The organism is Oscillospiraceae bacterium MB24-C1, from assembly GCA_030913685.1.
GTDB lineage: Bacteria > Bacillota > Clostridia > Oscillospirales > Ruminococcaceae > Yanshouia.
This window is the reverse complement of sequence record CP133187.1, coordinates 1,927,104-1,947,500: the sequence shown is the minus strand read 5'-3', so window position 1 is coordinate 1,947,500 and position 20,397 is coordinate 1,927,104. Positions and strand designations below refer to the sequence as shown.

Here is a 20,397-nt window from a genome sequence, read left to right as displayed (position 1 = left end):
AAGCTTATCTGCTCGCCTTCAGGAGCAGGCCATGCCATCGTGCCACCAGCATACTGTAACTTGCTGTTAGTAGCAATGTGTTTTATACGTTCACTAAGCTGCTGTAGCCCATCAGCATCAAGTGTACTGCTTTTAAAAATGGTATCGGTCAATTCCGACTTTTCCTCCGACGTAGGCGACGACGAATCCGATTCCTGCTCTTCCTTCACTTCACTTACCGCCGACGTCGATTCCTGTAAGACTACTGACTGCGCAGGGGCCGTCTTTTGAAATGTTCCTACCGCAGCAGGAGCGCATCCTACCAGAACACTTCCGGAGATAATTAAAACTGCGCAAAATATTATCGCAATAAATCCATTTTTCTTGCGGGAAGAGTCCGCAATCTGTTGAATTCTGAGTTTCATATCTTTTTTTCCTCCATAAAACTGAGTAGTAAGCAACATATATTTTGTCTTGTCGGGTCGGAGCTGCGATAAAATCGCCAACCCATATTCTTTGCGGGAAACCCCGCCGCTGCGTAGAACGTCGCTGTCACAAGCAAGTTCCATCGCGTTTTCTGCCTGCCACACCAGCAGATATACAAACGGATTATACCAATTTAGCGCCAGAACCGTCATGAGCAACAACTTATACCACAAATCGCCCCTCTTATAGTGCATCAGCTCGTGACGGAAAACACTGGCCAGCTGCTGCTCCTTCAGGCCCGCATAAGGCAGCAAAATATAGGGGCGAAAAAGACCGGTCAACATTGGGCTGGTCATCCGCATACATATGCGAAGCCGAATCGGTCGGGTAACCGCCTGCTCTCGTTTGCTTTGCTCAAAAAGCGCGACAGTTTTATTATCTTGTACCGGTATACTCCACCGGCGTAGTTCATGATGCATCTTCCACTGTGCTGCGAGGTGAAACAGAAAAAATATCACCGCGCCGGCAATCCAGACCATAGCCCCGATGCCCATCCACGAGATGCCGACCTGCCCAGGAAACAATGCAACCCCATCTGTCAAGCTGCTAGATGCCGCCTCCGCAAAGGCGCGTGCAGCAACAGAAGGATCCTGTTCCAAAAAGTAGACCGCCTCTCCAGAGGAGAGTAACAGCGGAGAGTGCTCGTAAAGCGGTATTGGAAGCAGCAACCGCAACGCAAAAACCAACCAGACCCAGTGGTAAAGGTAAGCGGAATATCGCTTGCGTAATGTTGGCCCAGCCAAATGAAACAACAAGATGAGCGGTGATAGAGAAAGTGAAACGCCAAAGAAAACTTTAAAAAATGCCGTAAGCATATTTATTCCCCGCTTTCTTCAAGCAGTTTTTTCAGCTCCATAACTTCGCCCTCACTGAGCGCGTTGTTTTTGAACAGTGCAGCAAATAGCTTTGCGGGTGAATTTTCGTAAAGCTTTTCAATCATTCCACCGGCCTCCTGTATGCGGTAATCTTCGGCATCCACAAGAGGGGTGTAAAAATTCAGCCGGCCAATTTTTTCACATTTAATAAATTGCTTGCTAACCAGCCGGTTTAATGTGGACTGCAGCATTTGCAAGTTACAGTCTTTGGTTTTGCGCAGGCGCTGTAAAAGCTCCCCAGTGTGGATGGCATCGTGGCTCTGCCAAATCAACAGCATAACCTCTAGCTCTGCGTCAGGCAAACGCTTAAAAGGTTCCATAAATCTTCCTCCTTAAACAACTTTAAAATTGCCAAACAATTGTTTAGTTGTTTAAACCATAGACCATTTACTATTATTTGTCAAGCATTTTATTAGAATATTTTTTGCAATTTCTAATTTTTAAAAACATCCACCTTTTTAATTAATTTAAACTTGTTAGATATAATTAAAAAGCGGTCTTGCTCACTTTACTCCATTCGTTTTTTGCAAAACAACTTGGCCCCAAAGAACATGAGTACTGTGCCCACAATCACGTTGAGCATTTGTATGGCGACCTTGGGTAAAAACCGGCCGAAAGCCCCAGCCAAAAATGCTACAGCTGTTAAAAATAATACCGTGGCCAAAATGCAGCCTAGCGCAAAGAGAGAAAGCTCATTTTTGTTCCAACCGTTTTCAGCCACCTGGGCAGACAGCACACCGCCCCAAAACAGAATTGTCAACGGATTGGATGCTGTCAACAGCAATCCCTGCACAAAGAGGCTTTGCCCTGTCGGATGAGAAAAAATCGCCACCGAGGGCAGCAGCGAGAAACCTAAACCACTCGCCACCAGATTAGCGCCAAATAACACGAGTACAGAAGCACCTATAAGTTGAACCACCATTTTCACCCGCGCCCGGTACAAAACCACCGCAGCCCCGGCGCAGGACAGCGCGATGTAAAAAGCATCGACAATTACGATAGCCGCCACAAGACACAAACTATAAAGCACTCCCTGCGTCACAGAGGTGTTAAATACCATCAAACACATTGGCCCAATGGCCAGCTGCAACAGCATACCAAATTTAAGCCCTCGCCAAATCATGATGCCGCCTTTCATATATTCAATTCTTCCTTTAAGGTAGCTAACGTGATAATAGTATTTGAGCTTGATACGCCATCCATCTTTTTAAGTGTGACAGATAAAAAGTTCTCCAGCGCTTGCGTGTCTTCTAAAGCAACTTTGAGCAAATAGTCATAAGCGCCCGCAACGTGGTGACATTCCAAAACGCAGGGGTGTTGCACCATTTGATTTCTGAAGTTTTCGATATGTGCCGTTGTATCAATATTAACAAATACAAACGCCAGCAACCGTTGCCCGGTTTGATAGCGATTGATTTTAACGGTATATTTCCTAATGATGCCATTCTGCTCAAGCTTTTTAATGCGTTCGGTAACGGCAGGCACCGAAAGACGCACTTTTCTGCTGATTTCGGAAGCAGACGCGCGTCCGTTCTCTTTTAATACCTCAAGAATTCCAGTGTCGATTATATCCATAACAACCCCTCCTTTACCTCATTTTATAAAATAGTTTTGAAATCGTAAATAATATTTTAAAAATCCAAAAAAATTAAATGTACAGATATATTTAACTTAAAAATATTCGGTTTTTTAGGTAGCTCCAATAGCCCTCGAGACATCCGCTTATAGATAAGGTATCGCGGTGTTCTATTTACAGTTTCATAATTGCGCGAAAGTTTTCTTTTTAAAATTTAAACCAAACTTATTTATATTTCTTATCGTAATACATGCTCTGTTTTAAGGCTAAAATTAGCTAATTTTAATTATTTTTGTATAGCTTTATAATTTATGCTGGACAATTGCCTCCTTTCTGTGATAGACTCTTTATCAGTTTAAACTTTAGCGCTTTAAATTGAATTCAAGAAAGGCAGATTGGCACCAATGAATATTCTAGTTTGCATGAAGCAGGTCCCGGCGACTTCCGAAGTGGAAATCGACGCCGAAACCGGCTCTTTAAAACGGCTTGGTACGGCAGCCCGTACTAATCCATATGATCTCTATGCGCTGGAAGCGGCACTGCGCATCCGCGAACGTGTGGGGGGAAAAGTAACGGTACTGACAATGGGCCCGCCCCAAGCGGAAGCCATGATGCGCGACGCTTACATGATGGGTGCCGACGATGCCGTCATTCTTTCCGACCGCAAATTTGCGGGCTCTGATGTACTGGCAACCTCCTATACGCTGGCACAAGGCATCCGCCTGTTAGGCGGTGCCGATTTGATTCTTTGTGGGCGTCAGACCACCGACGGCGACACCGCACAGGTTGGTCCCGCCATTGCAGAACATCTAGGTATCCCGCACGCGGCCTGGGTCGGCAAAATTCTGGAAGCGGATGAAATCGGCATCACAGTCGAGCAGGTGCTAGCTTCTGTGACCCAAAAATCCCGACTGAAGTTCCCCTGCCTGATCACAGTTGAGAAAAATGTCTGCGTGCCGCGTCTGCCCTCTTTTCGCTTGAAGCAAAGGGCGCTGACCCATCCGGTGCAAATGCTGTGCTTCGACCAGTTGCCCGGTAAAAATCTTTCCCGTTGCGGACTGGTTGGTTCGCCCACCCACGTTGAGAATATGTTTGCCCCTCCCGTCAATGCAAAAAAAGTACTGCTCACCGGTAGCACAACTGAAAAGGCTGCGGCGCTGACCGCTGTTTTAAAAGAAAAGCGGCTGCTTGAAGGAGGTGCCCACGTATGACCACATTAAATTTTAACGCCTCTGTCTGCAATCTGTGCGAACAGTGTCTTCAAAAGTGTCCTTTTGGTGCTTTGAGCGTCGAATCAAACACCATTATCATTAATGAAAAATGTCGCATGTGCGGAGTCTGCATTAAGGTCTGTCCCCAGCATGCCCTCACGTTTGAGCAAAAGCCTCTTAAAAGTGCTGAGGAAAAGAGCAGCTGGAAAGACATTCTGGTGTACGCCGAGCAGGAAGATGGTCAGATACACCCCGTTACATATGAGCTGATCGGTGAGGCCCGCCGTCTGGCTGAGAAGGTTGGTTATAAGGTATGCGCTGTTATTATCGGCGGCGAAGGTACCGTGAAAAACGCAGAAAAATTGCTGCCCTACGGTGTGCAGGAAGTGTTCGCTTATGAGCATCGTGGCTTTGAAGGCTTTAAGGCCGACTGTTATACCGACGCTATGGCCGATTGCATCGCTCAACTTCGGCCTTCTGTTGTTTTAATTGGCGCAACAGCACTGGGGCGCTCGTTGGCACCGCGGCTGGCTGTTCGCTTCCACACCGGGCTGACCGCAGACTGCACAAAGCTCGACATCCGCCCCAACAGCGATCTGGTTCAGATACGCCCCGCCTTTGGTGGCAATATCATGGCGCAGATTCTTATTGCTGATGCACGCCCACAGTTTGCCACTGTGCGCTATCGCGTGATGGATAAGGCCAAAAAGGTCAATGGGCCTACCGGAAAGGTGACAGCGATGCCGGTATCCGACGCAATGATTCGCTCTGGCATTGAAGTTTTGAAAGTCACGCCAACTAGACGTGAAAAATCCATTGAGGAAGAGGACATCCTTGTGGTCGCCGGACGCGGCGTTAAAAACGAAGAGGGTGTGGCGCTCGTACGTCGCCTTGCTGATGCACTCGGGGGGCAGCTTTGTTTTACCCGCCCAATGGCCGAGAACGGCCTTGGCGACAACGCGCATCAGATCGGGCTTTCGGGCCGGACAGTACGTCCGAAGTTGATTATCACGTGCGGCGTATCGGGCGCGATTCAGTTCACCGCCGGCATGAACGGTAGCGAGTGCATCGTTGCAATCAACTCTGACCCCGATGCACTTATCTTTAATATCGCCAGCTACTGCATCGTCGACGACCTGTTCGCCGCGGTTCCCGCACTGCTGGCACAGCTTGCCACCGTAAAAAAGGAGGCCGAATAACATGCCTTTTCCATACAACAAGCCCGATGCTGCGGGCATTGAATATTTGAAATCCGTCACCTCTCCCGACCGAGTGGTCGTTGGATCCGAGATTCTTCCGGAGTATCACCATGATGAAATGCCAGAGTACGGCGTTTTTCCGCCCGATGTCTACATTGAGGCCGAAAATGTCCAAGAGGTCTCGGCCGTGATGAAATACGGATACGACAACAATATTCCGGTCGTAGTGCGTGGCGCAGGTACCGGTCTGGCGGGCGGTGCCACCTGCAAATATGGCGGCATAATGCTGTCGTTAATGCGCATGAACCGCATTTTTTCGGTCGATCGCAAAAACCAGACCATTACCTGTGAGCCGGGCGCACTGCTCTTGGACGTACAAGCTGCCGCAGCAGCCGAGGGGTTGTTTTATCCGCCCGATCCCGGCGAGAAAACCGCCTCCATTGGCGGAACCGTGATCACCAATGCAGGTGGTATGAAAGCGGTACGTTATGGCCTGACCCGTGATTTTGTCCGCTGCATTGAAGCGGTATTGCCCGACGGCTCTATCATGAACTTTTCTTCCAACGTAGTGAAAAACACGACGGGCTACGACATTAAGGATCTTGTCATCGGCTCCGAGGGCACACTATGTATTTTGACACAGGTCACGCTTAAGCTGCTACCCGCCCCCAAACATACCTGTACGCTGGTGATGCCTTTCCCCGATCTTGAATCCTGCGCCGACATGGTGCCGCGGGTGTTGGATCTTCCCTTCACCCCCACAGCCATTGAGTTTCTGGAGCAGGAACTACTCGAAATTGTTGAACGGACGCTCAATAAGCCCTTTCCCGTCAAGGACGGTGGCGCAGTACTCATCGTGATGTATGATGCTTCCAGCCGCAACGAGCTTGAATCTGCTTGTGATGCAGCCTGTGAAGCGGCGTTGTCGCACGGCGCACTCGATTGCCTGATTGCTGACACCGCCGAGCGAATCGCCTCGGTCTGGAGCGTGCGTGGTGCGATCTTAGAAGGTATGAAAGCCGATTCAGCCGCACAGGAAGAATGCGACGTCGTGGTGCCAAGAAGCGCCATCGCCGAATATGTCAAGGCTGCGAAGAGAATCGCCATGGCCCATGGCATCCGCGTTGAGCCTTGCGGACATGCCGGCGACGGCAACATCCACACCGAGTTGCTCCGTGACCCTGGTATGAGCGACGAGGAGTGGAAATCTGCCACCCACGCCTGTCTCACCGAATTGTATGCCCTCGCTAAAAAGCTGGGGGGCCAGCTTTCGGGCGAACACGGCATTGGTAATGGGCGCCTGGAGTTTTTAGAGCCGTTTCTCGGCAGTCGCATGATACAGCTTTATAAGTCCATCAAGCTGGCTTTTGATGAAAAGCTAGTTTTAAACCCCGGCAAAGTCATAGAGTTCAACTCTTAAGGCCACCAGACACATTATTCAATTGAAAGAGAGAGATTATCATGGGTGAAAAAAAGTCTTTACTGGTTGACAAAAATCGCATGCCCTTGGCCGTCGGCGTCGCATTCGTGGCGTTCACCACACAGTTCGGCGGCGGCTTCGCCTCCGGCGCACAGATTTATGCCTACTTTATCAACCACGGTGTTTGGTGCTTGTTCTTGCCGTTTTTTACCCAGTTTTTATATGCGTTGTTCTTCTGGTATGGCATGCGTTACGCCTATCGTAATAAACTGTATGACTACCGCAGCTTCTCTGATCAGTTCTACGGCAAGTACCGCGTGCTTTTTTCCAACTTATTTGAAATCACTTATCTTATTATGATCGGCACCGCTTCGGCGGCAGCCTTTGCCACTGGCGGCTCTACACTCAATATGTTGTTCGGCATCCCTTATTGGTTGTGTACCCTTGTCGTTGGCGTGTTTATTGCCGTTATTGCGCTTTATGGTACATCCATGGTTCGCAAGGCTGCGGCTACCCTTTCGGTGCTGATTATTTTGGGCCTTGTCGTGGTGTTGGTCCCCAATATTATTGCGCAGTGGGGTGCCATCGGCGACTCTGTTACTAAAATGGCTGGTGGAACTATGAGCATTACTTCCAAAGAAAGCGGTGCTTTCGGAGCGGCACTGAAGCTCGCGTTCCTCTACTTCCTGTTCCAGCTGCCGTCGGTGTCGGTTATGTACCAGCATGTAGCGCCTTTGACCAGCGAAAAACAGGTTAATCAGGCTGCTATCTACATCTTTATCACTAACACCGTCACCATGATGCTCACCATTGTCGGCTTGCTAGCCGTTGCTTTCGTACCGGAATTGGTGGGCGCCCCCGTTCCCATGCTGGTGCTGGTGCAAAGCGGTGTAGGCGCGAGCGTACTGACGCCTATCATTTCCATTCTGATTATTTTGGGCGCGGTTTCCACCGGCGTAAATATGGTCTCGGGCATTGTTACCCGCTGTGTTAACGCGATGGAGCGCCGTATTCCCGACCCCAAAAAGCGCGCCTCGGGCCACCAGATGCGCAATATCGCTTTCTCGGTGCTTTTTACCACCATTGCGTTTGCCATTGCGCAATTCGGTCTGATGGCAGTCGTTAAAAAGGGTTATGCCTATCTGGGTTACGCCGGTCTGATTTCGGTTTTCATCCCTTTTGTGGTTCGCTTTATAGTAGATCTCTCTAAAAAGGAAAAGGCATAAGCGCACAGGCTTTTCAAGGGCGGCAGAGGTATATGTTCTTTGCTACCCGTGTTTGGGTTAGCCTTGGTGGGTTGTTGTTGTGGATTTAACCCTTTGGTCTGTCTGGTTCACATATCTCCCGCGGCAAGCTACACTTTTTTACAAGGCGAGGCGGCGGCTTTTACTAAAAGCCGCCGCCTCGCCTGTATTTTATACCCTAGGTTAAGATCATTTTAGCACCCTTGGTTTAACCTTTAAAACCATAGCCCCTACTTTGATTGAAGCGCCACATAAATATGCACCTCGCAGTTGCCGTTACCATCAGTGCTGACATATTCCTCAAAGTCGCCAGTGTAGCTGCGTGAGAGTGGCATCGCCCATATTTCAGTCCAAGCACCGGCAACAGCCTTCACCTGATCTCCAAACACCACAAATTTGGCATAATCCCCCTGTGGAATCACCTTTTTAACCATACCTGTTGGCGACTTGCTGATCTGCGTTACTTCACAACCGACGGTAATGTCATATTCTTCGTGTGCATCGCCTGAATAGTTCGAATAAAGTCCCACCGCAAAGTTGTTGGCCTTATCGGCAATTGAAGAAAATAGCCCGTTTTCAAAGAACTGCCGCCACAGTCCACCGATTACTGAGCCCATATCGGGGGCGGTGTTAGCAGTTCGAGCGGTGAGTCCCACAATATTTTTTTCTTCTAGCGTAACAATTTCATAGTTCATAATAGCCATCTCCTTTTATTTGATGGCTTAATTTTACACCCTTTAATATGACAACATTGCGTCATATTTCGTACTGTGCACAAGCAGATTTTAATTGTTTATAAAGTTTTTCCCTTACATAGGGCGGCTCAATGACATACAAGCCCGCCCCAAAAGTCAACAGGTACTGATAAAGCCAGTCGTTATCCGGCATAGAAAAGCGCACTAGGAATGAGCCGTCCTCACATTTTTGAACCTCGTCGCGTCTCAGTTCATCAAGTATACGGTAGGAAAGCGCCGGCGCAATGCGCGCGGTAATTTCAACAGAGGGCATCGTATAGGGCTGGTCGTTCATGGGCGTGGGTGGTTCGCGTCGCTCAAAAGTTTCTGCCAAAAGAGCGGGTTGCCCAATACGCGACAGTTTAAAATATCGAAAATCCTGCCGGAGCCTACACCACGCCAGAAGATACCAGCTTCTTTCCCGGAACACAAGCTTTAGCGGTTCGACCACACGCGGGGCAGTTTTTCCGTCTGCCCCGCTGTATTCTAATTCAACCGCCTGTTGCCCCAGTATGCCCCGCTTTAAAATATTAAAAATGCCGCCACTTGGGTCATTGGGGTTCCATGCTGAAAAATCAATCTCTATCCAATCGGCCCGCTCGCCGCCAAATAGCGCCGAGAGTTTGCTTAGCACGGCATCCGCTTCATCAATTTTGACGGCGCGCATGCCGTTTAGCGATGCGAGAATGCTCTGCTTTTCTTGCTGTGTCAACACCGACTTGTTCAGAACAAAGTTGTCGGTCAGACGAATGCCACCCCCGGCCCCTTTGGTCGCATAGATCGGTATACCAGCCTGTGACAGTGCTTCAACATCGCGATAAACCGTCCGTACTGACACTCCGAAATGCTCGGCAAGCTGTCCAGCTGTCACTTTCTTTTTATCCAACAGCAGATAAACCATTTCAAACAGTCTTCCAATCTGCATTTTAAACCGCCTCCACATTTATTATAAAGCATGTCCCACTTGAAAATGAAGCTGTTTTTATTTTTATTGCAATAATTTAGGTGTAATTTTCAGGCAAAACATCCTTGTTTTCTGGCGCTTAATTGTGAATTTACCAAAAACATGTTAAGATAAATCAAAATAGGTCGATTAAAGATTATGACAGTTATAGCGGTAGCTTTATCAATAGAGAAATTTAGATTTCAGGTGGGTAACAACATGAGCAAAATATCTGCTTTTAAACGAATAGTTTCAACGGTTCTAGCAACGGGTATGGTGTTTGGCAGCATGGCCTCGGTCAACCGGGTCTTTGCGGCCGACCAATATTATATTCGCTTTTATGACCCTGCAACCAAAACAACCTCCACCAACCAGACGCTGGTTGAGGGCAGCCCTATCACCATACAGGCCAAACTTCCGGAGAGCTATGACTTTTCAATGACGCCGTTTGCCGTGCGTAAAACCATTGGCGGCATCTCTACTTCAATCCCCGATATTTCCAGTGTTTTTCAGATTGTCACCAATACAGTGGGCAGCAACTATAGTTTAACGCCCAAAGAACTATCAGGTGAATCCTCGGCTGAATTTACGTTGGAGGCCTTATACACCGCCAATGTTACCGACGGCTCCGCTATTATTTCATCACCTAGTGATTCACGAAATTTTGCCGTCAGCGCCATTTCCGAGGCTTCTATTCCTATTACGGCCGACAGTTCACTAACATTTAAGGTAAGCAGCAGCCAATTGGAGGGTGATTCAACCATCGCTTTTAGCAACGTCCTCACCGCAACTGGCTATTTTGACAATAAATATGACGGAGAGGTCGTAACAGCACAGGCTATCGCAGTCGAAAAAGGCGTTCGCTATATTCCTGTGACCATATACCCTAAAACTGGCAGCGACGTGCCCACCCCTCTGAAATTTAAAATTTATCTCGAAGGTATTCCGACCAATTATTTGTTTCTAGAGGATACGGTTTTCCGCGTTGCCTTCACCCGCCAAACCATATCGCCATTGATTACGACCGTCATCACCCGCCAGAAGGCAGTGAATGACACTCGCGACAGCGTACTGCAAAACACCACAACTACCGGCGTGACCACCACTGGCGAGGCTTACATACAGCTTGAAGAAGGCGAAACACTTCAGAGCATTCAAAACAGCTTCGTGGTGCTTTCGCAAGTGCATCGTTACAACGTCGACATCGATTTAGAGTGGGCATGGGCGCCAGATAACCCGCTTTATCAGGACGATTTGCAGGTACAGCGCGTGACAAATCCTAAAAAGAAGGCTATCACCATCGTACAGCGCCGAGAAGAGGATGTCACTGGCAATTTGATGGTTAAAGCCACCTATTCTTACGTCGATGATAGCGGGGTATCTCATACCGTCGCCTCCACCGCGGGCGCTATCCCTATCTTAATATACGGCACCGGCAAACCTCCAACGTTCACACCGTTTGAAACCTATACCGGCAACCAGAAAGACCCCAATACCGGCATCCAACCCCCCGATACCGTCACGCAGATCATCACCTTCCCTCAAACCATGAACCTGGACGTCTATTCTGGTACACCTGCCTATGCCCCTGGCAGCAGCGCCCCCATTGCACCTAATGCACCTTATAAGCTGACAGCCACCATGTTCTTTGGCGATGGCCGCGGCAAGGCAGCCCGAGCGGTTATTAAACAAAACAGCAGCGGTGGCGAATTGGAAGTATATGTCGAAGGGTCTCCGGTCGCTTATACCTACGGCTCTGATATTTTAAACGTCGGTAACTACAAATCGCTTGAAATTGTTGCAAAAAAGCGTGGGCAGACCAACTTACAGGTGCTTTTCTACAATGCAAATAACGAGCTTATGTCCAGCTATACCGTTATGCAGAATTTTTACGTTGATAACTCGACTCCCAGTTCAGATGGCACGCTAGCCAGTCTTACACTTACGGGCTTTCCAACCACTGAAAAGCAGGATATCTTTAAAGAGGTATACCCCAAGAATGACTCAATTCCCTTTGGTTTTGAGCCCGGAACCAACGCCTATAATATTTTACTGCCCAACGCCGTTGAAAAAGTGACCCTCACCCCTAAGCTCACGGTTGGCAGCGGCGCCATTCAAGACATTGACTTTTCCATACAGGGGATCGTCGGCCAACCGGAGATTACCGAGAAGGTTAAGTCGAACGACCCCTCAAGCGAAATTAGTCTGAAGGATAATATCGAAATACCCATAACAGTACGCATCACCGTCACCGCGCAGGACGGCAGCACCAACTCTTATACCCTGACACTGCTTCGTGAGGCACCGAGCAGCGATTCCTCACTCTCCTCGCTGGAAGCTTATAAAACAACCGATACCAACACCAACCTAATCACCGACTTTTCTTCCGGCGTATATACTTATGCCATCACCGTCCCCTACTCCACCACCGAGCTGGAGGTTACAGCGGTGCCCAACAGCCCATGGGTCACGATGATCGGCAACAGCGCCATCACCTGGGGCGGCCCTGTGAAAGCGCTGTCGTTAACCGAGCGTATTCTGAAATATTTCACCAAGGAGCAAACCAGCACAACCTTTACGCTCAACCGCCCACAAGCGGTCGACGGCGTGTTTGCACCCAGTGCCTTAACCACCATCACCGCTACAATCACAGCGGAGGATGGCAGTACGGTCTCGACTTACACACTGAACGTTACCTGCCTTGCGCCGAGCACCAATACAAACCTCAAATCTCTTTCAGTGGCCGGCAAGACCGGTACCGTATATCCGTTTGAATATGGTGTCACGTTCTCGCCCGATTTGAAGGATTACCTGGTCTATATCCCCTACTCGACCAGCGCTTTGACCCTTACGACACAGGCCGAGGATGATGTCACCTCGTTGGCGCTGGCACTAGATGCCGGCCGTTACAGTTATTCCAGGGTACCCAGCACCTATAATCCGAGCATCCCTACCATTTTTACCATTAAAAATATGGATCCGGTAACGTTTACTGGTGACGACGACCCCAATATGAAACCGGTTACATTGTCTCTGACCGTGACCGCTGAAAGTGAAAATGTCACCGACCCGCCTTACACCATTGAGCTTCAGCGTAACGAGCCCAGCGAAGATAACAGGCTCAAGTCTCTGAGCGTTACCGATCAAGACGGTACGCCCGTTGATAAGTTCTCATTTAATCCCGAACAGCTGGAATATGAATTCACCGTACCCTATCTGACTGAAAAGCTGATTCTAACACCGGTGGCCAACGATGAATTGAGCAGCGTTACGGTTGATGGCAGCGCTATTTCAACTTCAAGACCCAGTTATACCACCAAAACGTTGAAGACTGGTACAGTGGAGACGATCACAGTGGTGGTCACGGCCGAGAATTTTACAACGCGAACCTATACAATTAAGGTTACACGTGAAAAACCCTCGACTGAGGCACGTCTAGCTTCACTGAAGGTGGATTCTCTTACGCTTAAACCCAAGTTTAATCCTAACACGCTAAAATATAAACTCACCATACCTGAGGGCACGTCGGGCATGACCGTCACGCCAACCGCCGTCAGCGAATTTGCCACCATTACGGTAAATGATGTCGCTGTCGTGAGCGGCTCTGCTTCGACTAAGATCACCCCGACCGATGCATCCTCAAAGGTTTATATCGTGGTAACGGCACAGGATGGCAAAACCCAAAAGACCTATATTCTCTCCGTCACTGATGAAAATCTTATTGAGAAAAGCAATAACGCCGACCTTTACAGCTTGAGCTTTGTCACAGCTGCCATGTCGCCGCGCTTTAAATCCTCAATTGAAGAGTATGAGGTCTACGTCAAAGACGATGTCTACTCGGTGGATATCATTCCTAAAACCGCTAACCGTTACGCCACCGTCACGGTGTTTAACGGCAGTAAGGAGATCGGCGACCACGACGGCAACTACGCGTCATCACTACTGGAGGACGAGACTGAATTTACCGTCGAAGTGGTCTCGCAAGATAAGTCCGTTACCAAGGAATATGTTGTCACCGTCTACCGCGGGGATGAGGATAAACAGGGCATCTATAATCCCATCACAGTGGATGACGTCAACTTTGAAGAAGAGGATCCCATCCGAATTGACATCACGAAGTACCCAATTGTTACGGCTGAGGTTTTCAATAAGCTTAAGACCGATTACCCTCAAAAGAGCATTCTGTTTGAGGGCAACGATTACACCTTGAGCATCAAGGGTTCTGATATGAAATCGCTTATTCCCAACACTGAAAAATATGACCTTTCAATCACCTTTACGCCGCCGGATGAAGAGGACATCTGGGAAACAATTACCGACCTCGATTCGGACAACGATGACCTTGACCCTGTATACATTCACTTTAACCACCACGGGAGTCTGCCCGCGCCGATGAAGTTTACCGTCAGCCTCGGTTCCGCCTACCGCAACCGTGAGCTTTTCTGGAACTACTATAACGTGGAGCGCGAACGAATCGACTACTACGGTTATGTTGTCAGTAATGCCAAAGGCACCTTCTCACTTCCCATCACCCACATGAGCACCTACATTATAACTAAGGATAAAATTGTCGATGCAGAAAACAAGGTGGGTGCCTTGAATGGTTACTACACTACGGGCAAAGACAACCCCAACACCGGTAGCGAGGTGTAACGGCATGAAGATTTTGCTTTCTATTTTAGCGGCAGCGTTGGTCTTTGTGGCTGGGTTCGGCGGGTATTACGTCTACCGACAGGCTTCTGACACCGCGCTGACCCTACCTTGGCAGGACGACGCCCCCGCTAATAACAGTCCCTCGGCCGGAAGCTCCAGCAAAGGCGGCATCACCATGGGGACGATTCAAAAGCCCGGGTCAACATTTGCGGTGCCTGACTCGCTCGCCGCAGCCGTCAAAGCGAACCGTGATACGGTCGCCTGGTTGGAAGTGCCCGGCGCTGAGGTTAACGATAGCGTGCTGCAATATCTGGATAACCTTTATTACGAGCGTCGGGACGAACGCAAAAACTATAACATATATGGTTGCTATTTTATGGACTACGAGTGCCCCATCTCGACGCGCGAGGTGCTCGCGCCCAATACCGTCATCTACGGTCACAGTGCGCCAAATGATAACCCCGATGGCAAGCGCTTTTCTAAGTTGTTTAGATACACCGATCCCGAGGTGGCCGCCGCAAATCCGTGTATTACGTTGACCACCGAAGACGAGCGCATGTTGTGGCAGATTTTTGCCGTTTTCTACACCGACGTCAGCTTTGACTATATTCAGGTGCATATTTCGGGTGATCAGATGAAGGAAATTGCGGACCATGCCAAGGCGCTTTCAATTTATGATTACGGTATTGATATCACGCCGGAGGACAAAATTTTGACTCTTTCTACTTGTTCAGACCGCGACGGCAATGACGGCACCCACCGCTTTGTCATTATGGCGCGGTTGATGCCAGAAGCATCCCTAGAGCTTGAACGGGCCACTATTGTCGAAAAAACAAAATAGCAGTTGCATTATGTTGTTATTGCTTATATACTAGAAGAAATATCCTAACAATCTATCATAGGAGGTGCGTGTGGTTGATATTTAATCGGCTGACCAATCAGGCTATGGAAAGCGGCATGGACGCAATCTGGATGAAGATGCGTGCACACGCAGATAACATCGCCAATTACAGCACGCCCGGCTTCAAGGCAAAAAAAGTTGCTTTTCATGAAGTCTTTGATTCGGTTTCGGAAAACCAGTCGGGAAAAATAGTGTTGCGCGCAACTGTTTCTACCGACGAGAACACCGAGGCGCGTGTAGACGGCAACAACGTCAACATGGAATATGAACAGCTCGAGCTGTGGAAGGCACAGGCGCAGTATGCTGCGCTAACCTCTAAAATCAACAGCGATTATACTAATTTGCGCACTGTTATTAATACCTTCAGCAAGTAGCAGCTACTTCTGTTGGGAAAGGATTGACTTGTATGTCCTCGTTTTTAAACTCGCTTAACATCACCGGTTCAGCCCTTACCGCCGAGCGTTTTCGCATGGATATTATTTCGCAGAATCTCGCCAACATTGACACAACTAAGACTGAGGACGGCACCCCTTACCGTCGAAAGCAGGTTGTTTTTGAAGAGCGCCCTATGGATTTTAAAGCGGCATTGAAGGATGAGCGTCGCAGGCTGGGTGGGGGCGTCAAGGTGGCCGAAGTGGTTGAAAGCCAAGAGGATTTTATTCCTGTCTATGATCCTGAGCATCCGCACGCCGACGAAAACGGGTATGTGATGAAGCCCAATGTCAACCGCGCGGAGGAAACTGTTGATCTGATGGCCGCTTCTACCGCTTATAATGCCAATATTACAGCTTTAAATATAGTTAAACAAATGACTGTAAAGGCGCTTGAACTCGGCAAATAGCTAAAACCCTCCTGTGGCTGATCAGCACAGGAGGGTTTTGATTTTCACCTCTCCAACGACATTGTTCTATGTTTTCTACAATTCTGTGACTTTTTATCCACAAAAATTACATCTTACAATCAATGACAAAGTATTATTGCATTTGACTTAAAAGGTAATATACCGATTCTTTGTTATTAAATACACTAAAAATTAGTGACCGTTTTATATAAATCCCTTGACGTTACCGTGATAAACCGGGTATAATATATGTATCTAATTGGGCAATTATTTTGTCATTTTTTATACATTATATTCATTATATGTCGAATTTTTTTAGACATTATTTCTTCAAAAGAAATACTTTTCTATTTTAATAAAATCTTGACAGCTCCTCTGCTTTTTTACTACAATTATTTGGTTACACTTTGTTGAGCATTGTCTCTTCTTGCTTAACGGCAAAATCCGTATTTAAATATGGGTCATCTTCATGGTGAATGTACCAAGAAAGGTTTGGTGGTAATAATGTTTATTGTCCCCATCAGTGAATTACAGCCAATTATTCCTACCGCAGAAAGCAATAAATCCTCCGGTCAGATTGGCTCAGAAGCCAACTTTGAGCGCGTACTAAAAAACGCCATACAGAATTTAGACGATCTTCAGGGCATCTCAGACAAAGATGCGATCGACTTGGCGCTTGGTCATACTGACGACCTACATAACGTCCAGATAAATACCATGAAGGCTACCACGGCAATTGAACTCACCGCCGGTATTACCTCCAAGGTTCTTTCTGCATATCAGCAAATTATCAATATGCAGCTTTAAACGCTGCCTGCAATTTGGCGAATTGCTTTAGTGCATGGTATTTCAAATAAGTTTTTAAGATGCTGGAGATAAAATGGCTGAACAAATAAAAAAGGCGTTAACGTCTATAAAAGAATATTGGGCCCAACTAGCCCCCGCCCGTAAAAAATTATTTGCTATCATTGCTGGTGTCGTATTGGCTTTTGCCGTCGGCGTTACAGCCTTTTTAAATTTTAACGGCGGTAGCTATGTCCTGCTTTATGAGAATATGGCAAGCGCCGAAAGTGTTGAGGTGTATAATGCACTTCAGGGTTTGAACATCCCCGCGCGTATGGCTAACGGCGAGGTGGAGGTCCCCCGCGAAAACAAAGAATATGCCAAAGCTCAGTTGGCCATTCAGAACATCCCTAAGACAACGCTTTCCTATGATATTTTCACCGGCAACGGCGGACTAACAACCACTGATTTTGAAAAGAGACAGCTGTTGGTTCAACAGTTGCAGGACCGCCTTCAGGACACCATTCGGCAATATGAAGGTATTAAAAACGCTTATGTCACCTTGAGTATTGCGCAGGAAAGCAACCGCGTGTGGGAAACCTCACCCCAGCGTAGCACCGGCAGTGTTTCAGTGGTTCTGGAGCCGGGGTTCACCTTATCCCGCGATCAGGTTTCGGGCATTAAATTTCTTGTTGCCTCAAGCGTCGGCAGCACCATGACCGCAGGCGATGTTAAGGTTATAGACGCAGCTACTTCCATCAGCTTAAAATCTCGAGAAGATTCAGATATGAGCACTGCGGATATAGGCCTCGAGCGTCTTGGGTTTGAAGAGCGCATTGAAAGCCGCCTGGTAGAAAAGGCCCTCAATGTGCTTACAATTGCCTACGCTCCCGAGGATATTCGTGTTTCCGCCACCGTTGCGCTTGACTATAACAAGATGCTAACCGAAAGCAAACAGTACAGCCCTTCGGCCGATTCTAAAAACAACTCCGGTGTACTTTCGCACGAGACTCAATCGCATGTCAGCGACGGTTCGGACATTGCAGGCGGCGTAGTCGGCGAAGAAAACAACACCGATACGCCCGTCTATGTCGACCAGAATAACGACGGAACCATCGATTATATCAACAGCTCGAGTAGCCGTGATTATGCGGTGAGCTACATCACCCAACAGATTGAGAAGGATCAGGCCGAGCTGATCAGCGCTTCATTGGCTATTACGATCAAGGGTGAGGTCGATGACGTGACTCGAAGCTCCATCATCGAAAATGTATCCAAGGCAACCAACATTCAAGAAGCAAATATTTCAGTGCAGAATTTCGTGGTCGATGATGGTCATGTTGCTACAGAGGCCAAGCCTTCCACAAGCTTGCTGGATGATCCGATGATCATTATGATTATTGCCGCACTAGGCGTGCTATTGCTCATTATACTTATCGTTGTTATCGTTTTAAGCGGGCGCAGAAAGAAGCGCAAAAAAGCCCAGGAGGATGCCGACAAAACTTCGGAACCCGTCGGTCTTGATCTTCAGCGTGACCTTGAGGCCCGCAAACGCATGCTAATGGAGGGCGCAGAGCTTTCAAAGCAAGAGAACGCCATTACCGACGAAATGAAAAGTTTTGCACGTGAGAACCCCGAAATTACGGCCAATATCCTTCGAACATGGCTCAAGGAGGATGAAGATTGATGGCGCAGCAGGCATATACAAGTATCCAAAAGGCAGCTGCCGTTATGATCGCACTGGGATCGCGTGAAGCAGCAGAGGTCTATAAACACCTGCGTGATGACGAAGTAGAGCAGCTCACAATTGAGATTGCCAAAATCAGCCGTCTCCCCAGCGAAGAGATGAAGCTCATCGTCGATGATTTTTACGGACTCTGTTTGGCACAAAAGGTCATTGCCGAAGGCGGCATCGAATTTGCCAGAGATGTTCTTGAAAAGGCGTTTGGCCCTCAGCAGGCGGTTTCTTACATGGACCGCGTAACTAAATCACTCAAAACAAAATCTTTCGATTTTATCCGCAAAGCCGATTATAAGAGCTTGCTTAATATCTTGCAGAACGAGCACCCACAAACGATTGCGCTCATTTTATCCTATGCTCGTGCAGAACAGGCTTCTCAGGTAATTTCTGAGCTTTCGCCCGATCTGCGTATTGAAGTTATTGAACGCATTGCAAAATTGGACCGCGCCTCCCCTGAAATGATTAATATTGTCGAAAAGATCTTGATTAAAAAATTCGGCTCGATTATTTCGGTGGATCTCATGGAGCTGGGTGGCGTCAACCACGTCGCCGACATCATGAACAACGTCGACCGCGGTACCGAAAAGCAAATCTTCGACGAACTGGGGCTCAAGGACCCCGAGCTTGCCGACAACGTACGCAAGCTAATGTTTGTCTTCGAGGACATCGTCTTCCTGGACGATATGTCGATACAGCGCTTTCTCCGCGAGGTCGACTCCAAAGACCTGGCCGTCGCGCTCAAAGGAACAAACGCCGAGGTTTCGGCCGTTATTTTCAACAACATGTCCAAGCGTATGCAGGAAAGCATCGCCAGCGATATCGAATTCCTTCACAATGTGCGTATGCGTGACGTTGAGGCTGCCCAGCAGCGTATCGTTGATTCTATACGCAAGCTCGAGGAGGAAGGAGAGCTGGTCATTTCCAAGGGCGGAAAGGATGACGTGATTGCGTAGAATTTATAAACCAAACAACGTAACCACTTCCGAAAAGTATTTTCTGCTCGGGGATACCGGCGAACATACTTCTGCCGAAGGGATTGACGCCGACGTTTTCTTAGACCACTCCGAAGAGGGCGAAGCCTCAACGCATACCCCAATAAACCAAAGTGATGATTTGGCGGAAAAGACCCTAGACGATGAGAACAAGCCTACGACCAAGCGCCACACTCCCCGCAGTACTGTACAGGATATTGCCCAACTTGAGCAGCTACGTGACCAGATTATTGCACAGGCTACAGCAGAGTCTGCCCGCCTGATTGAGGAAGGACACGCCAAAGCACAGGCTGAATACCAAGCAGCTATCGCCCGTGCCTCAGAGCAAATCGAGCGCGACCGCCAGGCTGCCTGCATCGAGGGCCAACAGCAAGCCCTTGAACAGACCACAAAAGATATTACCAACTGCATTCGCAATATTGAACAAACCCTTGCCCATTTAGAAAGCGCCCAAGCTGGTTTTATCACTGGCTATGAGCAGGATCTTAAATGGATGGCTCTTGAAATAGCCCAGAAAATTCTGATGGATAAAATCACCGCTGATGATACCCAGTTGGTACCACTGGTGATGAACGCCGTCAATTCAGTCAGCAATTCCCCTTGGATGTCGGTTGAAATTTCAGAGCACATGACCGGACTTTTAACACAACTCCAGCAAAAGCTTCAAGACAATCCTGTTGGCAGCAAAGTGAACATCAGGCTAATTGATGCCCCGCCCGATACCTGTATCGTCGAAACGCCCGATAAGTTTTTTGACGCTTCAATTAGGCAGCAAATTGAAAACCTTAAAGGTTATTTTGCTGCCGAGCAAGGGTGATG

General features: G+C 48.2%; 18 protein-coding genes (1 of these 18 cut by a window edge). 12 read left to right on the top strand and 6 right to left on the bottom strand.

The features are described 5' to 3' along the window. The 4 genes from RBH76_09330 to RBH76_09315 form a co-directional block, all read right to left on the bottom strand. Positions 1–1,280 carry the 5' portion of a M23/M56 family metallopeptidase gene (locus RBH76_09330; GenBank protein ID WMJ82940.1) on the bottom strand. The gene continues 376 nt to the left of window position 1, outside the view, so only the first 1,280 of its 1,656 coding nucleotides appear in the window; it begins with the start codon at positions 1,278–1,280; its stop codon lies off the left edge, out of view. Positions 1,281–1,282: 2 nt separating this feature from the next. Continuing rightward, on the bottom strand, positions 1,283–1,660 hold the full coding sequence (locus RBH76_09325; GenBank protein ID WMJ82939.1) for a BlaI/MecI/CopY family transcriptional regulator: 378 nt from the start codon (positions 1,658–1,660) through the stop codon (positions 1,283–1,285). Between the two features lie 188 nt (positions 1,661–1,848). After that, a complete protein-coding gene (locus RBH76_09320) occupies positions 1,849–2,478 on the bottom strand; it encodes a LysE family transporter (protein WMJ82938.1) in 630 nt (209 codons plus the stop codon). Further along, positions 2,475–2,915: an Lrp/AsnC family transcriptional regulator gene (locus tag RBH76_09315; GenBank protein WMJ82937.1), complete on the bottom strand. Its 441-nt coding sequence runs from the start codon at positions 2,913–2,915 to the stop codon at positions 2,475–2,477. The genes RBH76_09320 and RBH76_09315 overlap by 4 nt, the downstream gene beginning before the upstream one ends. Positions 2,916–3,320: 405 nt before the next feature. Between RBH76_09315 and RBH76_09310 the strand changes: the two genes are divergently transcribed. Genes RBH76_09310 through RBH76_09295 form a run of 4 tightly spaced genes read left to right on the top strand, consistent with a single transcriptional unit; the run spans position 3,321 to position 7,972 of the window. Continuing rightward, positions 3,321–4,127 carry an electron transfer flavoprotein subunit beta/FixA family protein gene (locus RBH76_09310; protein WMJ82936.1) on the top strand — a complete coding sequence of 269 codons (807 nt, stop codon included), beginning with the start codon at positions 3,321–3,323 and terminating at the stop codon, positions 4,125–4,127. Further along, positions 4,124–5,326, top strand: a complete 1,203-nt coding sequence (locus RBH76_09305) for an electron transfer flavoprotein subunit alpha (protein ID WMJ82935.1) — start codon at positions 4,124–4,126, stop codon at positions 5,324–5,326. The genes RBH76_09310 and RBH76_09305 overlap by 4 nt, the downstream gene beginning before the upstream one ends. A 1-nt stretch (position 5,327) precedes the next feature. Further along, positions 5,328–6,746, top strand: coding sequence for an FAD-binding oxidoreductase (locus tag RBH76_09300; protein ID WMJ82934.1), 1,419 nt, complete (start codon positions 5,328–5,330; stop codon positions 6,744–6,746). Positions 6,747–6,787: 41 nt separating this feature from the next. Then, positions 6,788–7,972 carry a hypothetical protein gene (locus tag RBH76_09295; protein WMJ82933.1) on the top strand — a complete coding sequence of 395 codons (1,185 nt, stop codon included), beginning with the start codon at positions 6,788–6,790 and terminating at the stop codon, positions 7,970–7,972. Between the two features lie 248 nt (positions 7,973–8,220). Here the strand turns inward: RBH76_09295 and RBH76_09290 are convergent, their stop codons facing one another. Together RBH76_09290 and RBH76_09285 are read right to left on the bottom strand one after the other, a co-directional pair. Beyond that, positions 8,221–8,685 carry a GyrI-like domain-containing protein gene (locus tag RBH76_09290; protein WMJ82932.1) on the bottom strand — a complete coding sequence of 155 codons (465 nt, stop codon included), beginning with the start codon at positions 8,683–8,685 and terminating at the stop codon, positions 8,221–8,223. Positions 8,686–8,746: 61 nt separating this feature from the next. Then, positions 8,747–9,649, bottom strand: coding sequence for a YafY family protein (locus RBH76_09285; protein WMJ82931.1), 903 nt, complete (start codon positions 9,647–9,649; stop codon positions 8,747–8,749). Between the two features lie 237 nt (positions 9,650–9,886). On the opposite strand from RBH76_09285, the gene RBH76_09280 reads away from it, so the two are divergent. From RBH76_09280 to RBH76_09245, 8 genes are all read left to right on the top strand, one after another. Next, positions 9,887–14,320 (top strand): cadherin-like beta sandwich domain-containing protein, encoded by a 4,434-nt coding sequence (locus tag RBH76_09280; protein ID WMJ82930.1) that lies wholly within the window; start codon positions 9,887–9,889, stop codon positions 14,318–14,320. Positions 14,321–14,324: 4 nt separating this feature from the next. Further along, positions 14,325–15,161, top strand: a complete 837-nt coding sequence (locus RBH76_09275; GenBank protein WMJ82929.1) for a class B sortase — start codon at positions 14,325–14,327, stop codon at positions 15,159–15,161. A gap of 74 nt (positions 15,162–15,235) precedes the next feature. Beyond that, entirely contained in the window at positions 15,236–15,595 is a 360-nt protein-coding gene (flgB, locus tag RBH76_09270) for a flagellar basal body rod protein FlgB (GenBank protein WMJ82928.1), read from the top strand. Positions 15,596–15,627: 32 nt separating this feature from the next. Then, on the top strand, positions 15,628–16,062 hold the full coding sequence (gene flgC, locus RBH76_09265) for a flagellar basal body rod protein FlgC (GenBank protein ID WMJ82927.1): 435 nt from the start codon (positions 15,628–15,630) through the stop codon (positions 16,060–16,062). A 504-nt stretch (positions 16,063–16,566) separates the two neighbouring features. Continuing rightward, positions 16,567–16,869, top strand: a complete 303-nt coding sequence (gene fliE / locus RBH76_09260; GenBank protein WMJ82926.1) for a flagellar hook-basal body complex protein FliE — start codon at positions 16,567–16,569, stop codon at positions 16,867–16,869. A 73-nt stretch (positions 16,870–16,942) separates the two neighbouring features. Then, positions 16,943–18,532, top strand: a complete 1,590-nt coding sequence (gene fliF, locus RBH76_09255) for a flagellar basal-body MS-ring/collar protein FliF (protein WMJ82925.1) — start codon at positions 16,943–16,945, stop codon at positions 18,530–18,532. Then, on the top strand, positions 18,532–19,539 hold the full coding sequence (gene fliG / locus RBH76_09250) for a flagellar motor switch protein FliG (GenBank protein WMJ82924.1): 1,008 nt from the start codon (positions 18,532–18,534) through the stop codon (positions 19,537–19,539). Before fliF ends, fliG begins: the two co-directional genes overlap by 1 nt. After that, positions 19,532–20,395, top strand: coding sequence for a FliH/SctL family protein (locus tag RBH76_09245; GenBank protein WMJ82923.1), 864 nt, complete (start codon positions 19,532–19,534; stop codon positions 20,393–20,395). Before fliG ends, RBH76_09245 begins: the two co-directional genes overlap by 8 nt. Positions 20,396–20,397 lie beyond the last annotated feature (2 nt).

Excerpts from the sequence above, each read along its gene's own strand:
- fliF (WMJ82925.1), top strand. The coding sequence starts at position 16,943 with ATGGCTGAACAAATAAAAAAGGCGTTAACGTCTATAAAAGAATATTGG.
- RBH76_09275 (WMJ82929.1), top strand. The coding sequence starts at position 14,325 with ATGAAGATTTTGCTTTCTATTTTAGCGGCAGCGTTGGTCTTTGTGGCT.
- RBH76_09315 (WMJ82937.1), bottom strand. The coding sequence starts at position 2,915 with ATGGATATAATCGACACTGGAATTCTTGAGGTATTAAAAGAGAACGGA.
- RBH76_09325 (WMJ82939.1), bottom strand. The coding sequence starts at position 1,660 with ATGGAACCTTTTAAGCGTTTGCCTGACGCAGAGCTAGAGGTTATGCTG.
- fliE (WMJ82926.1), top strand. The coding sequence starts at position 16,567 with ATGTTTATTGTCCCCATCAGTGAATTACAGCCAATTATTCCTACCGCA.
- RBH76_09295 (WMJ82933.1), top strand. The coding sequence starts at position 6,788 with ATGGGTGAAAAAAAGTCTTTACTGGTTGACAAAAATCGCATGCCCTTG.
- RBH76_09310 (WMJ82936.1), top strand. The coding sequence starts at position 3,321 with ATGAATATTCTAGTTTGCATGAAGCAGGTCCCGGCGACTTCCGAAGTG.
- fliG (WMJ82924.1), top strand. The coding sequence starts at position 18,532 with ATGGCGCAGCAGGCATATACAAGTATCCAAAAGGCAGCTGCCGTTATG.
- RBH76_09290 (WMJ82932.1), bottom strand. The coding sequence starts at position 8,685 with ATGAACTATGAAATTGTTACGCTAGAAGAAAAAAATATTGTGGGACTC.
- RBH76_09300 (WMJ82934.1), top strand. The coding sequence starts at position 5,328 with ATGCCTTTTCCATACAACAAGCCCGATGCTGCGGGCATTGAATATTTG.
- flgC (WMJ82927.1), top strand. The coding sequence starts at position 15,628 with ATGTCCTCGTTTTTAAACTCGCTTAACATCACCGGTTCAGCCCTTACC.
- RBH76_09305 (WMJ82935.1), top strand. The coding sequence starts at position 4,124 with ATGACCACATTAAATTTTAACGCCTCTGTCTGCAATCTGTGCGAACAG.
- RBH76_09280 (WMJ82930.1), top strand. The coding sequence starts at position 9,887 with ATGAGCAAAATATCTGCTTTTAAACGAATAGTTTCAACGGTTCTAGCA.
- RBH76_09320 (WMJ82938.1), bottom strand. The coding sequence starts at position 2,478 with ATGAAAGGCGGCATCATGATTTGGCGAGGGCTTAAATTTGGTATGCTG.
- RBH76_09285 (WMJ82931.1), bottom strand. The coding sequence starts at position 9,649 with ATGCAGATTGGAAGACTGTTTGAAATGGTTTATCTGCTGTTGGATAAA.